At 63.6% G+C, this 14563-nt stretch carries 14 protein-coding genes; 8 read left to right on the plus strand and 6 right to left on the minus strand.

The genetic code is table 11. The features are described from left to right. Positions 1-102 precede the first annotated feature (102 nt). The 5 genes from AC3WWH_RS02540 to AC3WWH_RS02560 form a co-directional block, all read right to left on the minus strand. Complete coding sequence (locus tag AC3WWH_RS02540; RefSeq protein WP_058323578.1) at positions 103-1272, minus strand: M20 aminoacylase family protein; 1170 nt, start codon at positions 1270-1272, stop codon at positions 103-105. A gap of 1 nt (position 1273) precedes the next feature. Further along, positions 1274-2098, minus strand: coding sequence for an ABC transporter permease (locus AC3WWH_RS02545; RefSeq protein ID WP_058323577.1), 825 nt, complete (start codon positions 2096-2098; stop codon positions 1274-1276). Further along, the gene (locus AC3WWH_RS02550) at positions 2095-2820 is read right to left on the minus strand and encodes an ABC transporter permease (protein ID WP_058323576.1); all 726 of its coding nucleotides are present in this window, start codon (positions 2818-2820) and stop codon (positions 2095-2097) included. The genes AC3WWH_RS02545 and AC3WWH_RS02550 overlap by 4 nt, the downstream gene beginning before the upstream one ends. A 101-nt stretch (positions 2821-2921) precedes the next feature. Beyond that, positions 2922-3704 (minus strand): transporter substrate-binding domain-containing protein, encoded by a 783-nt coding sequence (locus AC3WWH_RS02555; protein ID WP_057248146.1) that lies wholly within the window; start codon positions 3702-3704, stop codon positions 2922-2924. A 36-nt stretch (positions 3705-3740) separates the two neighbouring features. Further along, complete coding sequence (locus tag AC3WWH_RS02560; protein WP_057248147.1) at positions 3741-4514, minus strand: ABC transporter ATP-binding protein; 774 nt, start codon at positions 4512-4514, stop codon at positions 3741-3743. A 272-nt stretch (positions 4515-4786) separates the two neighbouring features. Between AC3WWH_RS02560 and AC3WWH_RS02565 the strand changes: the two genes are divergently transcribed. From AC3WWH_RS02565 to AC3WWH_RS02600, 8 genes are all read left to right on the plus strand, one after another. Beyond that, complete coding sequence (locus AC3WWH_RS02565) at positions 4787-5410, plus strand: TetR/AcrR family transcriptional regulator (protein ID WP_057248148.1); 624 nt, start codon at positions 4787-4789, stop codon at positions 5408-5410. Between the two features lie 17 nt (positions 5411-5427). Continuing rightward, the gene (locus tag AC3WWH_RS02570; RefSeq protein ID WP_058323575.1) at positions 5428-6618 is read left to right on the plus strand and encodes a pyridoxal phosphate-dependent aminotransferase; all 1191 of its coding nucleotides are present in this window, start codon (positions 5428-5430) and stop codon (positions 6616-6618) included. Then, a complete protein-coding gene (locus AC3WWH_RS02575) occupies positions 6615-8222 on the plus strand; it encodes a 5-guanidino-2-oxopentanoate decarboxylase (RefSeq protein ID WP_058323574.1) in 1608 nt (535 codons plus the stop codon). The genes AC3WWH_RS02570 and AC3WWH_RS02575 overlap by 4 nt, the downstream gene beginning before the upstream one ends. A 183-nt stretch (positions 8223-8405) precedes the next feature. Then, the gene (locus AC3WWH_RS02580) at positions 8406-8813 is read left to right on the plus strand and encodes a hypothetical protein (RefSeq protein WP_245299219.1); all 408 of its coding nucleotides are present in this window, start codon (positions 8406-8408) and stop codon (positions 8811-8813) included. A gap of 112 nt (positions 8814-8925) precedes the next feature. Then, positions 8926-11463 carry a protein translocase subunit SecD gene (secD, locus tag AC3WWH_RS02585; RefSeq protein WP_058323573.1) on the plus strand — a complete coding sequence of 846 codons (2538 nt, stop codon included), beginning with the start codon at positions 8926-8928 and terminating at the stop codon, positions 11461-11463. A gap of 509 nt (positions 11464-11972) precedes the next feature. Then, on the plus strand, positions 11973-12185 hold the full coding sequence (locus AC3WWH_RS02590) for a hypothetical protein (protein WP_057248153.1): 213 nt from the start codon (positions 11973-11975) through the stop codon (positions 12183-12185). Between the two features lie 209 nt (positions 12186-12394). Further along, positions 12395-12850 (plus strand): RrF2 family transcriptional regulator, encoded by a 456-nt coding sequence (locus AC3WWH_RS02595; RefSeq protein WP_057248154.1) that lies wholly within the window; start codon positions 12395-12397, stop codon positions 12848-12850. Between the two features lie 145 nt (positions 12851-12995). After that, positions 12996-14006, plus strand: coding sequence for a KpsF/GutQ family sugar-phosphate isomerase (locus tag AC3WWH_RS02600; RefSeq protein WP_057248155.1), 1011 nt, complete (start codon positions 12996-12998; stop codon positions 14004-14006). 32 nt (positions 14007-14038) lie between these two features. Here AC3WWH_RS02600 and AC3WWH_RS02605 read toward each other — a convergent pair whose 3' ends face one another. Next, positions 14039-14563, minus strand: coding sequence for an Lrp/AsnC family transcriptional regulator (locus tag AC3WWH_RS02605; protein ID WP_057248156.1), 525 nt, complete (start codon positions 14561-14563; stop codon positions 14039-14041).

Below are 14563 nucleotides of genomic sequence, written 5' to 3' on the forward strand. Positions count from 1 at the left end.
TTGTCACACTGCGGCAATGTTGCGCTGCGGCATATTGGACGGAGTTTCACCAGAGAGCGAAGCAGGCGACCGGCAATCGATCAAAGGGTTGCCGGGACGGCGTCAGCGGACCGGGAGATAGGCTTCGGCAAGCTCGGTCCAGAAGGCGGCGCCGATCGGCAGCAGGTCGTCGTTGAAGTTGTAGGCCGGGTGGTGCAGCGGCTTGTCGTCGTCGCTGACTTTCGAGCCGAGGAAAAAATAGGTCCCCGGCTTTTCCTGCAGCATATAGGCGAAATCCTCGCTGCCCATGAAGGGACGGGCGAGATCGACGACCTTGTCGGCACCAGCAAAGCGTACTGCGAAATCGCGCACGAAGTCGGTCTCGGCCTTGTGGTTGATCGTCGCATCGTAGCTGCGCTGGTAGTCGACCGTCGCGCGCATGCCGAAGCTCACGGCCTGCGCTTCGGCGATCATGCGGATGCGCCGTTCGAGTTCGTCGCGGACATCAGGCTCGAAAGAGCGGATGCCGACGACGATCTCGGCACGCTCAGGAATGATGTTGCTGGCGGAACCCGCATGGAAGGCGCCGACGGTGACAACAGTGGGGTCCATCGGGTGGATGTTGCGCGAGACGATCGACTGCAGCGCCATGATGATCGAGGCGCCGCAGACGATCGGATCGGCCGTCTCCTGCGGTTCCGCGCCATGCCCGCCGCGGCCGTGAACGGTGATGCGCGCCTCGTCGACGGCCGCCATGATCGGGCCTTCCCGGAGGGCAAACCGGCCGAAGGGCAGGCCCGGCTCGTTGTGAAGCGCAAACACCGCGTCGCAGGGGAACTTCTCGAACAGGCCCTCGTCCATCATGATCTTGGCGCCGCCGAAGTTCTCCTCGGCCGGCTGGAAGATCAGGTGGATCGTTCCGTCGAAATTGCGCCGCTCGGCGAGCGCCCGCGCCGCGCCGAGCAGCATGGTCGTGTGGCCGTCGTGACCGCAGGCGTGCATCAATCCTGCGGTCTTGCTGGCATAGTCGAGACCGGTTTCTTCCAGGATCGGCAGCGCATCGATATCGGCGCGAATGCCGATTGATCTCCCGCTCGTGCCGTTCCGGAGCGTGCCGACGACGCCGGTTTGGGCGAGACCCGTCGTCACTTCATAGCCGAGGCTTTCGAGATGCTTGGCGATGAAGGCGGAGGTGCGCTTCTCCTCCAATCCAAGTTCCGGATGGGCATGCAGATCGTGGCGGATGGCAACGAGTTCCGGCATGGCGTTGGTGATCGAGGAGGAAAGCTTCATGTCAGGCGCCACGGGTTGGGATGCGATTTTCGAATGTGCGGAAGGCCACCACCAGAATGCCGGTGAGGCACATGTAGATGAGCGCCAGCAGGAGCAGCGGCTCGTAGGTGAGGAAGGTTTCCTGCCTGACCTTGGAGATCACTGCATAGACGTCGACGACGGTCACGGTGGCAACGAGCGGCGTCGATTTGAGCTGCAGCACTGTTTCGCCGTTCAGCGTCGGCAGCGCCCGGTGGATGGCGCGCGGCAGCCAGATGCGCCGGAACATCGTCCAGGGGCTCATGCCATAGGCTTTGGCCGCCTCCAGCTCGCCCGGCGGCACGCCGGCAAAGGCGCCGCGCATGACCTCGCCCTCATAGGCGGCAAACGAGACGGTGAGTGCCGCCACGCCATAGGGCCAGGCCTCGCGCAAATAGGGCCAGAGGAAGGACTGGCGGATCGCCGGAAACTGCGGAAACAGCGAGCCGAGCCCGTAATAGAGCAGCCAGAGCTGCAGGAGCAGCGGCGTGCCGCGAATGACAATGCAGAAGACCTTGGCCGGCAGTTTCAGGAACCAAGGGCCTGTCACCTGCACGAGGCCGATCGGCACCGCCAGCAGGAAGCCGAGGATCGCGGTACTGAACAGCATCACGAGGCTGACGAGAATGCCCCAGCCAAGCCGAGGCAGATAACGCGGCAGCCAGTCCCAGCGCATGAAGACGGCAACGGCGACGACGAAGGCGGCGAAGACCAGCATCATCACGATGCGATGCGGTACGAAGAAGCTCCGAGCCGTCGGCAGGTCCTCGGGCGTGAAGGCAACGGCGTGGGTGGTTTCGTTGGTCATCGCTGCACCGCAAAGCCGCGTCGGGCATGGCGTTCGAGCATGCCGATGAAGACGTTGGACACGAGTGTCAGCGCCAGATAGAGCGCGCCGGCGGCAAGGAAGAACAGCAGGTATGCCTTGGTCGTGCCGGCCGCCTGGCGCGTGACCAGCGTCAGCTCGCTGAAGCCAACGACAGCGAGAAGGGCGGTGTCCTTGGTGGCGATCAACCAGAGATTGGAAAGACCGGGAATGGCATAGGGCAGCATCGCCGGCAGGGTGATGCGCCGCAAGACCATCGTCGGCGACATGCCATAGGCGCGCGCAGCTTCGATCTGTCCGCCGGGTACCGCCTTGATCGCGCCGCGCAGCACCTCGGTCGAATAGGCACCCTGGACCACGCCGATCACGAAGATGCCGGCCATCAGGCCGCTGATGTCGACCGGCCCGATCGCAAACAACGCAAGCACCTGATTGAGCAGGTCGGTGCCGGCATAATAGAGCAGCAGGATCAGCACCAGTTCCGGCACGGCGCGCACCACCGTGGTGTAGCATTCGAGCAGGTCGCGCAGCACGGGGCCGCCGTAGAGCTTGCCGAAGGCGCCGCCGATGCCGAGTGCCAGGCCGAGCGTGAAGCCGCCGACGGCGATCTGGATGGAATTGAAAAAGCCTTGCAGCAACACGCCGCCCCAGCCGGGCGCGTTAAGCGAGAGCAGGCCCCAATTGATGAGGGAATCCGCAGCCATGCGTCGTACTCCGATGGCGCCAGCCGGCGGCGGCTGCTGCGCCCGCGTCCCCTTTCAGGCACACAAGGCGCAGCACCTCTGGGCCGCCGGCCGATCGCGCCTTAATCGCCGTAGATGTCGAAGTCGAAGTACTTCTTCGAGAACGTATCATAGGTTCCGTTGTCACGGATCGCCTTGATCGCAGTGTTGACCTTGTCCTTGAGCTCGGTTTCGCCCTTGCGCAGGCCGACGCCCACACCCGGGCCGATCACGGCAACGTCTTCGGCAACGTCGCCCTTGTAGTCGCAGCATTCCTTGCCCTGGTCGGTCGCAAGGAAAGCCTTCAGCGCGATGGCGTCCGCCTGGACGGCATCGAGGCGGCCGGCGGCGAGGTCGTTGTTGGCTTCGTCCTGCGTCTGGTATTCCTTGACGTCGACGCCTGCCGGCGCGAAGTGCTTGGCGGCATAGGCTTGGTGGACCGTCGAGACCTGGACGCCGAGCGCCTTGCCGTTGAGACCTTCCGGCGTCGGCTTGATGTCGACGCCCTTGGTGCCGATGATGCCGGTCGGGGTGTTGTAGTATTTGTCCGAGAAATCGATCGTTTTCAGGCGTTCGTCGGTGATCGACATCGAGCTGATGATCATGTCGATCTTCTTCGAGGTCAGCGCGGGGATGATGCCGTCCCAGGCGACCGGCGTCAGCACGCATTCGAGCTTCGCCTCGGCACACATCGCATTCATGAACTCGACTTCCCAGCCTTCCCATTTGCCGCTGGCGTCGGGCGCCGTGAACGGCGGATAGGGCTCGGCGGCGACGCCGACCTTAAGCGCTTCGGCCGAAGCGGCGACGCCGCCGCTGACGGCGATTGCCGTCGCAACGGCCAGGACTTTCAATGCCTTCTTCATGCTGTTCCCCTTTTTGGTTGTTTAGCATTCCGGAATTCAGTGAATGGAACTGATGAACTTCTTGAGCCTTTCCGACCGCGGCGAACCAAAGATGGCCTCTGGCGGGCCCTGTTCCTCGATCACGCCGTTGTGGAGGAAGACGATGTGGTTGGCGACGTCGCGCGCGAACTTCATCTCGTGGGTAACCAGGATCATCGTGCGCTTCTCGCGCGCGAGATCGCCGATGACCGAAAGCACTTCGCCGACGAGTTCAGGATCGAGCGCCGAGGTCGGCTCGTCGAAGAGCATGACCAGCGGCTGGATGGCGAGCGCCCGCGCGATGGCCGCGCGCTGCTGTTGGCCACCGGAAAGAAAGGCCGGGTAAGCGTCGCGCTTCTCATAGAGGCCGACGCGCTTGAGCAGCGTTTCGGCGGTGGCGACCGCTTCGGCCTTCGGCTTGCCGAGCACGTGGATCGGCGCCTCGATGACGTTTTCGAGGATGGTCATGTGCTGCCAGAGATTGAAGCTTTGGAAGACCATGCCGAGCTGGCTGCGGATGCGCTGGACTTGGCGGCGGTCCTCCGGCACGAGGCCGCCTCGGCCGTCGGGTTTCATCCGGATCTTCTCGCCGTGCACGCTGACGCTGCCCGCGGACGGGAGTTCCAGAAGGTTGATACAGCGCAGGAAGGTGGATTTGCCGGAGCCGCTGCCGCCGATGATGGCGATCACGTCGCCCTGTTTCGCCGTCAGCGAAACACCCTTCAGCACTTCCAATGGCCCGAAACGCTTGTGCAGGTCAGTGACCGCGATTGCCTGGGCCGCATCCGTCATCGGCACGCCGCTCCAACGGCTCTGCGCGCTTTTTCTGTCAGCATGAGAACAATTCCCCTGTCGTTTTCCGCGCGGCATCTTTGGCCTGTCACGGTTTTGTTGATTGGCATGGTTGCACTTGTGTCGCTATTATTCAAGCGTATAATAATACGCATCGTCGATTTTTCGACGCCCGCCCCCAGCCTTGATTTCCCGAAGGAGCCGCCCATGTCCCCGTTCCGGCCGAAGCCATCGTCGACCGCGCCAGGGCACTTGTTCCAGCGGGTCGCCGCATGAACCGGCGCAGCTTTCACCGCGCTCCGGAAGGCGAACGCCGCCAGGAGCTGATCGAGGCGACGCTCGATTGCATCTCCGAATTTGGGCTCAAGGGCGCGACGGTGCGGCAGATCGCGATCCGCGCCGGCGTGACCGCCGGGCTCGTGCGTCACTATTTCGAATCGAAGGATCAGATGGTCGCCGAGGCCTATCGCGCCGTCATCGCATCCTTGACGGACAAGGCGAGCCAGGTGGAGGGCGATCCGGAAACCCGCCTCAGGGACTTCATCGCGATCAACCTCACCGAACCGGTGGCCGACAGCCGGAGCATCTCGCTGTGGGCTGCCTTCATCAGCCAGGTGCGTGTCGATCCGGTGCTCGCCGAGATCCATCGCGAAGGCTACCTCGCCTTCCGCAACACACTGCAGGAACTGCTCGCCGATTTTCTTGCGGCGAAGGGCAAACCGGCGGACGCAGAAACCTGCCGGGCGTTCGCCATTGCCATCAACGGGCTGGTCGACGGTCTTTGGGTGGAGGGGTGCCTGGCGGGCGACCTCTTTCGCGAGGGTGAACTGGTCGCCATCGCCATGTCGTCGGCCGAGGCACTGCTCGGCACGTCGATCGGAACTGCAAAACAATGACAACGGGAGAAAACACCATGCGCTACGCGTCCATCACCGAACGTCTTGCCGAGCTTGGTTCGGGAAAATGGTCGCTGCATATTCGTGCCCGCCAACTGAAGGCAAGTGGCGCCGACATCATCGAACTGACGATTGGCGAACCGGACCTTCCGCCGGACCGCGCCCTTCTCGAAGAATGCCAGCGCGCGATGAATGCCGGGCGCTACCGCTACTCCAATGGCCGCGGCGAGCCCCCGGTCGTGGCTGCGCTCGCGGAAAAATATCGCCGGCGCCGTGACGGCGTCACCGCGGCGAACGTCCTGTGCTTCCCCGGCACCCAGACGGCGCTCTTCTCCGTGATGCTGGCTCTGGTCGAAACCGGCGACGCGGTGCTCGTCGGCGACCCGCTCTATGCGACCTATGAGGGCGTGATCCGCTCCACCGGCGCCCATCCGGTGCTGGTGCCGCTGAAGCCGGAATTCGGCTTCCACATGCAGGCCGAAGATCTCGAAAAGGCGATCACACCGGAGAGCCGGGTGCTGCTGCTCAACACGCCGCACAATCCGACCGGGGCCGTGCTGACCGCGGCCGAGATCGCCGCGATCGGCGAGGTCGCGCGCCGTCACGATCTCTGGATCGTCTGCGATGAGGTCTACGAGGAACTTGTCTTCGACGCCGTCTTCGCCTCACCCTTCGACAATCCGGACCTCGCCGAACGCACGGTCGTCGTCTCGTCGATCTCCAAGTCCCACGCCGCGCCCGGCTTCCGCAGCGGCTGGGCGGTCGGCCCGGTCGAGTTTGCCAACCGGCTGCTGCCGGTTTCGGAAACGATGCTCTTCGGCACCCAGCCTTTCATCGCCGACATGACCGCCTATGCCCTGACCCATGACATCGATACCGCGCGGCGGATGCGCGAGTCCTATAAGTCCCGTGCCGCACAGATCGTAGCCGGTCTTGCCGCGGCACCCGGCATCGAGGTGTTCGCGCCGGAAGCCGGCATGTTCATTGTGATCGACGTTTCCGGAACCGGCCTTGACGGCGATGCGTTTGCCTGGGCGCTGCTCGAAGAGGAGGGGGTTGCCGTCATGCCTGGATCATCCTTTGGCGATCAGGCGCAGAACTATCTGCGCGTCAGCCTGACCGTGCCTGATCGGGACATCGACGAGGCCTGCCGTCGCATCGCTGCACTCGCCGAGCGGTCCAGCCTGCGTAAGGAGCGCTGCGCATGACGATAGAAAAAACAGTTGGAGAAGTGCTGGTCGATCTGCTCGAGGCCAATGGCGTCGAGGTGGTTTTCGGCATTCCCGGGGTGCACACGGTCGAGCTTTATCGCGGGCTGGCGGCATCGAAGATCCGCCATGTGACCCCGCGCCATGAACAGGGTGCGGGCTTCATGGCCGATGGATATGCCCGGGTCAGCGGCAAGCCGGGTGTCGCCCTCGTCATCACCGGTCCGGGACTCACAAACACCATCACGGCGATGGCGCAGGCCCGGCAGGATTCCATCCCGATGCTGGTGATTTCCGGCGTCAATCGCCGCGACTCGCTCGGTCACGGTCGCGGGCTCTTGCATGAGCTGCCCGACCAGCACGGCATGATGAAGACGCTGGCGCTCTATTCGCACACGCTGCTCAATCCGGAAGACCTGCCTTTCGTCGTCGACCGCGCCTTCTCGGTGCTCGTCTCCGGCCGGCCGGGGCCGGTGCACATCGAGATTCCGACCGACGTGATGGCGGCGAAGATCGCGCCGCAGGCGGTGCGCCCGGCGACGGCGACGCGCCCGCGCTCAGACAGCGAGACGCTGCAGCGTGCAGCGATCCTCTGCGCCGACGCCTCGCGGCCAGTCATCATCTGCGGCGGCGGCGCGTTGACGGCGGAAGCCGAAGTGACGGCGCTTGCCGAGAAGATCGGCGCGCCTGTCGTCACCACGGTCAATGCTCGCGGCATGCTCGCCGGCAACCCCTTGCGCGTTCCCGCAAGCCCCAGCCTGAAGGCGGTGCGGTCGCTCCTCAAGGAAGCGGACCTTGTCCTGGCGCTCGGCACCGAAATGGGCCAGACGGACTACGACATGTATGCCGATGGCGGTTTCCCGGCCTTGCGCAATCTCATCCGCACCGACATTGACTCAGCGCAGCTCGCGCGCGGGCCGCATGCAGCCCTTTCCATTCTCTCCGGCGCCAAAGCGGCCACGGCAGGCATCCTCGCCTTCCTGCCCGGCCACACCGCGAAGGATGGCGTCGGGCGCGCCGAAACCGCGAGACGGGCAGCGCTGAAGGAACTGACGCCGAAGATGAAGGCCGAGATCGGCATCATCGACACGGTCTACAGGACGTTGCCGGACTGCACCGTTGTCGGTGACTCGACCCAGGCCGTCTATGCCGGCAATCTCTATTGCGATGCGCCGCGCCAGCGCAGCTGGTTCAATTCCGCGACCGGCTACGGCTCGCTCGGCTACGCTCCGCCGGCGGCCGTGGGCGCTGCGGTTGCCGATCCGTCGCGTCCGGTCGTGTGCCTTGTCGGCGACGGCGGCTTCCAGTTCTCGCTGGCCGAGATCGGGTCCGCGGTGGATGCGCAGGCGAAGGTGATCTTCCTCGTCTGGAACAATGACGGCTACCAGGAGATCGAGTCCTACATGGTCGACGCCGGCGTTACCCCTGAAGGGGTCAGGCCCTCGGCGCCGGACTTCCTGATGGCGGCCAAGGCCTATGGGGTCGAGGGGCAGCGGCTCACCGCGGTTGCCGATCTGGCGCAGGCGCTTGCCGCAGCCGCAGAGCGCAAAGGCCCGTCGCTCATCGAGATCCACGAGAGGCGGACGGCGGGTCTCTCGGCCTGACCGCGCCTCAGTCGCACAACGGGCCGGATTTGACTTTTCCGGCCCGCAATGGTGTTAAGGGCGCCCATGCTCGAATCCGGCCACGTTCTTTCGTTAAGGTCGGGCATTCGGGCTGAGTTTCGTCTCGCTGGCGCTGCAGCGCCGCGCGTCTTGTAGGCGCCAAGGAAAGGGACCGCGTCCTCGATGGACCGCTTGGGTGGTGGCAGCAAGAATATGCAGGCCGGCCGGCTTCTCGCCGTGCTGTGGCTGTTCTGCGCCTCCTTCGCAATGCAGGTCATCTCGGTTGGGCAGAGCATTCCGTCCCGCTCGTCCTCTGGCGCCCAGGCCGGTAATGTCACCGATACCGGCTCGACCGATCGCCCTGCAGCCCGGCAGATCTCGCGGGCGACACCGCTTTCAGACCTTCGGTTCACGGCCGAGCGCAAGGACGCGAAGTCCGCGACCGACGATGGGTTACCGGCGCTGCTGCCGGTATCCGCGGAGCTGGAATTTCCCCAATCGTCGGACGGTCGGTTCCTGCGCCGTGTCGCAGAGCAGATCGGCGGGGCTTCGAGCTATGGGCCCCATATTCGCGCACCCCCGCGCGCCTGATCCATCAAGCATATTCTGGCTCGTTTGCGGCTTGGACCGCTACGCCGCCATTGATGAAACAAAGTCCTGACGACGCGCCCCGTGCCCGTGCAGGCTCTTTTGGAACCACAACATGCGTACATCGAAATGGGCGATTCTCGTCTATGTCGCCGTGATCATCTTCGGATGCGTCGCGGCGCTTCCCAACGTGCTGACGCCAGCACAGCGTGAACAATTCGCCGCCTGGCTGCCGGTCAAGCCGGTGACTCTCGGCCTCGACCTCAAGGGCGGTTCGCACCTCGTCCTCGAAGTCGACGCCGCCGGCCTGCGCAAGGCCCGCCTCGAAACCTTACTCGACGATACGCGTCGGGCGCTGCGCGCCGAACGCGTTCCGGCTTCGTCGGCCCGCATCGCCGGCGACACCGTGACGGTCAAGATCGAAGACGCTGCCGACCGCGAGAAGGTTCTGCCGAAGCTTAAAGAGTTGGCTGCCCCGGTTGGCACGCTCGGCTTTGGCGGCTCGGCTTCCGATATCGCGGTCACCGAGGATGGCGACACCATCACGGTCGCCATGACCGAGGCCGGCCTCGCCGACCGCACCACCAAGGCGGTTGAGCAGAGCCTGGAAATCATTCGTCAGCGCGTCGATACCGTCGGTGTTGCCGAGCCGCTGATCCAGCGCGTCGGCTCCGACCGCATCCTCGTCCAGCTTCCAGGCCTCGAGGATCCGACGGCACTGCGCCAGCTTCTCGGCTCCACAGCCCAGATGAGCTTCCACATGGTCGACCAGACTGTGGATCCCAATCAGCCGGCACCACGTGGCGTCGACATCCTGCCGGGTGCGCACGACAACAACAAATATGCGGTCGAAAGTCGCGTTGCGATTTCGGGCGAGCGGCTGGCCGATGCCAAGGCCGGCTTCGATCAGCGCACCAACGAGCCGATCGTTTCCTTCACCTTCGACTCCCTGGGTGCCCGCCAGTTCGCGGAAATTACCCAGGCCGCTGTCGGCCGGCCCTTTGCGATCGTGCTTGACGGCAAGGTTCTGACGGCACCGGTCATCCGCGAGCCGATCATCGGTGGCAATGGCCAGATCAGCGGCAATTTCACCGCGCAGGAAGCAACCGTTCTGTCAGCGCTCCTGCGCTCGGGCGCGCTGCCTGCACCGCTGACTGTCATCGAAGAACGCTCGGTCGGCCCGAACCTCGGCTCGGATTCCATCCGCATGGGCATCTATACCGGCCTTGCCGGCTTCGCCCTCGTGGTTACCCTCATGGTCGTGCTCTACGGCGCATGGGGCATGATCGCCAATGTCGGCCTGGTGCTGCACACGATCCTGACGATCGCGCTGTTGGCCATGCTCGGCTCGACGCTGACGTTGCCCGGCATCGCCGGTATCATTCTCGGCATCGGCATGGCGGTGGACGCCAACATCCTGATCAACGCGCGTATTCGCGAAGAGACGGAAGGCGGCGCCGGCGCGATGAAGGCGCTCGATATCGGCTTCAACAAGGCCTATGCAACCATCATCGACTCCAACGTCACGACGCTTTCGGGCACCGTGCTGCTGTTCGCCTTCGGCTCCGGCCCGGTGAAGGGCTTCGCGGTCACCATGATGCTCGGCATCATCATCTCGATGTTCACGTCGATCACCGTCGTACGCCTGATGATGCGTGAGGTCGTCGTTCGCCGGAAGATGAAGAAGCTCCAAATTCCGTCGCTCTTCGGCAAGGTTCCGAAGCTTCCGTCCTTCTCCTTCATGAAGGGCCGCTTCGTCGCCATCGGGATGTCGGCGTTCCTGTCGATTAGCTCGGTGGTGCTGTTCTTCACGCCGGGCCTCAACTACGGCATCGACTTCGTCGGCGGTATTCAGGTCGAAACCACCTCGAAGAACACGCTCGACCTTCCGACGCTGCGCCACAACCTCGAAGCGCTCAACATCGGCGAAGTGGCGCTGCAGGAGTTCGGCCAGGACAAGTCGGTTCTGATCCGCGTTCAGCGTCAGCCGGGCGGCGAGCAGGAGCAGACGGCGGCACTGAACCGCATCAAGGACACCGTAGTCCAGACAATCTCCGATGCGACCTTCGAGCGTACCGAGGTCGTCGGACCGACCGTCAGCACCGAACTTGCCCGTTCGGGCTTCCTCGCCGTCGGTCTCGCGATGGTGGCGATCCTGCTCTACATCTGGTTCCGCTTCGAATGGCACTTCGCCGTCGGCGCGATCGCAGTTCTATTGCTGGACATCACCAAGACGATCGGCTTCTTCGCGCTCACGGGCATCGACTTCAACCTGACGGCCATCGCCGCGCTGCTGACGATGATCGGCTACTCGGTCAACGACAAGGTCGTGGTTTATGACCGCATGCGCGAGAACCTCCGCAAGTATAAGTCGATGCCGTTCTCCGACCTGATCGACATGAGCATCAACCAGGTGATCGCGCGATGCATCTTCACCTCGATGGCGACGGCCCTGTCGCTGGTGCCGATGGCGATCTGGGGTGGCGACGCGGTCAAGAGCTTCGCCTGGCCGATGATTTTCGGCGTGATCGTTGCGACCACGTCGTCGATCTATATCGGCGGACCGATCCTGCTCTTCCTGAACCGTTGGTGGAAAGATCGCGAAGCGTCTCGTTCGAGCACCACGCCTCAGGCGGGCACGCCGGCGGCGTGATCCGGCGGTCCCGGGATACAAAACGTGAAGGGGCGGCCCGGCGGGCCGCCCCTTTTTTGTCCGAATGTGCTGTCTTTATCCCCTCGTGCCTTGCAGACTGATTCTTCGCTACCTAGATAGCGAGGGTCTCCGGTTCCGGGGCGGGAGAACGGATTTTGCGTCCGCGTCCCCCTAAGATTTGAAGGGTGAGAATTATTTTTCGCATCTTCATCTTTTTAATTGACGGAATTGGTAGATTATTCTAGTTTGCCAATACGTGACGCGGGGAGTCCGCCTCACGGTTGTTCATCAAACGCACCGGCATGCTGATGCCGGGCCAGCCAAAGGAGAGTGACATGTTCGGAAACGTCTCGACCGCCGCCTTCTTCGGCACGCGTCTCCTTTGTCGCGCAACAGAGAAACGTCACATTCGCAATCTCTGCCGAATGTGACCGTCGAACCCCTCGAACTTTATCTTTTGCCGAAATTGAAAGTCTCCGCGCCTCCGGCGTGGAAGGAGCGTTATTTGTATGAGCAAGCAAGTTATCGAATTTGGCGGCGAAGCCGTCGGTGTGGTCGTCCCGGATGAAGATCGCTTCAAGTTCGTGGCGGTGAAGTATCACGTCTGGGATCTGGACGCGAAGCGCTTCGGCTCGGCCGAGGAAGCACGTGCCGCGATCCGCCAGCTGCTGGCCCACCAGGCCGTGTCGGCGAAGCGGCGGGGTCACAGCGCAGCCGCATGAAGCGGGTGAGAAAGGTCGTTTTCGGCTTTTCTCCCGCATCCGCCCGATACTTCTGAAAATCGTCGCTTCCGCTGCAAGCGTGGCCGCGACTTCGGCCAATTCCCCACTATAATTATATGTTGGCAGTACGTTTCTTGTGCTATGCCAAGATGTATTTGCATTTGCGCGGATGATTCCCGTATCGGGAGCCGCAGGGAAAGCGTGCCGGAATGCTGACGAAGAAGGGAAAATACGGTCTGAAGGCTTTGGTCGATCTTGCACGGCTGGAGCCGGGGGAGACCGCCTTCATCACCGAAATCGCCCAGCGCAACAATATCCCGAAGAAGTTCCTGGACACGATCCTGCTCGAACTGCGCAACGCCGGCATGCTGCGCTCGAAGAAGGGCCCGGGCGGCGGTTATTCGCTATCGCGGCCCGCTGCCGAAATTCGCATCGGCCATGTGATCCGCACGCTGGATGGGCCGTTGGCGCCGATCCGCTGTGCCAGCCGCACGGCCTATGAGGTCTGCGAGGACTGCAACGATCCCGAGACCTGTCAGGTGCGGGTATCGATGACCACGGTGCGCGACGCCGTTGCTGCGATCCTCGACTCGATGACGCTTGAAGAGTTCGCCGCCGACAAGTCGATGCCGCTCGAAACTGTCGAAGAAATGCGGGCCGGCTGACGAAAACGCCGCCGATCGCGCCAGTTTTCCCCCGAAGTCTGCTTCCAAGGCTTGGTTTGCCAAGAAAAAGCGCTTATCTGCCGTCAATGGTCTGGCGGGCAGCGTTGCAGCCTGCCACTTAAGTCTTCGTAAGATCGGGGTCATCATGGGTTTGAGACAAGCATCTGCGCATGAGCGCACCGCGGTTGCGGCTTTGGAGTCGATCGGCCGGACGCTGACGACTGCAATGGTCGGCATCAAGGCGCTGACTGACCACCTTGGCTCCGACGAAGCTTTTGCCCGCAGTGTCGTCGATGCAGTCGAGTTGATCGGCGAGAGCCAGGGGCGTGTCGTCGTCTCCGGCGTCGGCAAGAGCGGCCATATCGGCCGCAAGATCGCTGCGACCCTAGCATCGACCGGCACCTCGGCCTATTTCGTGCATCCGACCGAAGCGAGCCACGGCGACCTTGGCATGGTCACCTCGCAGGACGTGCTGATCCTGCTCTCGTGGTCGGGGGAGACGGCCGAGCTCGCCAACATGCTCACCTATGCCAAGCGCTTCAACGTGCCGATCGTCTCGATCTGTGCCAACCGCGACAGCGTGCTGGCGCGGAATTCCGAAGTGCCGATCGTACTGCCCAAGGTGCAGGAAGCCTGCCCGCACGGCCTCGCGCCGACGACATCCGCAATGCTGCAGCTCGCCGTCGGCGACGCGGTGGCGATCGCGCTTCTGGAACGGCGCGGCTTTTCGGCCGAAGATTTCAAGACATTCCACCCCGGTGGCAAGCTCGGTGCGCAGTTGCGGCTGGTCCGCGAGCTGGCGCATGAGGGCGCCCAGATGCCACTGCTCCAGACGGGGCGGCCGATGAGCGAGGCCCTCATCGAAATGTCGTCGAAGGGTTTCGGCGTCGTCGGCATCGTCGATGACACCGGCAAGCTTGTCGGTGTGATCACCGATGGCGACCTGCGCCGCCACATGTCGGGCGATCTGCTCCAGCAACCGGTCGAGGCGGTGATGTCGCGCAATCCGCGGGTGATCCGTGGCGACGTGCTCGCGAGTGGCGCCATGGAATTCATGCAGCAGCACAAGGTAACGGTGCTGTTCGTCGTCGGCGATGGCGGAGCACCGGTCAGCATCCTGCACATTCACGACCTGCTGCGCGCCGGCGTCGTCTGAGGGCTAGGGGTAGTACACCTCGCGAAAGCTGCCTAACCCTTGACCACGGCGGGCCAGTCGCCCGTCGTGCCCGGCTGCACCGGCCGTTCCAGATAGGTTGAAAGCACCACATAGCTGCGCGTCGCCTTGACGCCGGGCGTGTCGTAGAGGCGCGCCAGCAGCCCCTCCAGCGCATGGGTGCTTTCCGTGCGGACTTTGAGCAGCATGCAGGTATCGCCCGCGACCGAGTGGATCTCCTCCACCTCGGGGCATTCCTCGATGGCAAGCAGCGCCTGTGTCTTTCCCCAGCCGGTCGTGTCGACATGGACGAAGGCGAGCAACGTCTTGCCGACGGCCTCGGGATCGATCAGCGCTGCCACGCGGCGGATCGCCCCTGATCGCCTGAGCCGCTTCACACGCTCATGCGCCGCCGGTGGCGAAAGCCCGACCCGTTCACCGAGTTCGACATAGCTCGTCGTCGCATCCTCGACCAGCACGCCTAATAGTTTTCGGTCCATCGCGTCGAGGTCGCGCTCCGGTGGACGCTTCCGCCGAACGTCATCTGTATTTTGATCCAT

The organism is Ensifer sp. EB106-03-01-XG145 (assembly GCF_058792075.1).

Excerpts from the sequence above, each read along its gene's own strand:
- AC3WWH_RS02540 (WP_058323578.1), bottom strand. The coding sequence starts at position 1,272 with ATGAAGCTTTCCTCCTCGATCACCAACGCCATGCCGGAACTCGTTGCC.
- AC3WWH_RS02545 (WP_058323577.1), bottom strand. The coding sequence starts at position 2,098 with ATGACCAACGAAACCACCCACGCCGTTGCCTTCACGCCCGAGGACCTG.
- AC3WWH_RS02550 (WP_058323576.1), bottom strand. The coding sequence starts at position 2,820 with ATGGCTGCGGATTCCCTCATCAATTGGGGCCTGCTCTCGCTTAACGCG.
- AC3WWH_RS02555 (WP_057248146.1), bottom strand. The coding sequence starts at position 3,704 with ATGAAGAAGGCATTGAAAGTCCTGGCCGTTGCGACGGCAATCGCCGTC.
- AC3WWH_RS02560 (WP_057248147.1), bottom strand. The coding sequence starts at position 4,514 with ATGACGGATGCGGCCCAGGCAATCGCGGTCACTGACCTGCACAAGCGT.
- AC3WWH_RS02565 (WP_057248148.1), top strand. The coding sequence starts at position 4,787 with ATGAACCGGCGCAGCTTTCACCGCGCTCCGGAAGGCGAACGCCGCCAG.
- AC3WWH_RS02570 (WP_058323575.1), top strand. The coding sequence starts at position 5,428 with ATGCGCTACGCGTCCATCACCGAACGTCTTGCCGAGCTTGGTTCGGGA.
- AC3WWH_RS02575 (WP_058323574.1), top strand. The coding sequence starts at position 6,615 with ATGACGATAGAAAAAACAGTTGGAGAAGTGCTGGTCGATCTGCTCGAG.
- AC3WWH_RS02580 (WP_245299219.1), top strand. The coding sequence starts at position 8,406 with ATGGACCGCTTGGGTGGTGGCAGCAAGAATATGCAGGCCGGCCGGCTT.
- secD (WP_058323573.1), top strand. The coding sequence starts at position 8,926 with ATGCGTACATCGAAATGGGCGATTCTCGTCTATGTCGCCGTGATCATC.
- AC3WWH_RS02590 (WP_057248153.1), top strand. The coding sequence starts at position 11,973 with ATGAGCAAGCAAGTTATCGAATTTGGCGGCGAAGCCGTCGGTGTGGTC.
- AC3WWH_RS02595 (WP_057248154.1), top strand. The coding sequence starts at position 12,395 with ATGCTGACGAAGAAGGGAAAATACGGTCTGAAGGCTTTGGTCGATCTT.
- AC3WWH_RS02600 (WP_057248155.1), top strand. The coding sequence starts at position 12,996 with ATGGGTTTGAGACAAGCATCTGCGCATGAGCGCACCGCGGTTGCGGCT.
- AC3WWH_RS02605 (WP_057248156.1), bottom strand. The coding sequence starts at position 14,563 with ATGGATCAAAATACAGATGACGTTCGGCGGAAGCGTCCACCGGAGCGC.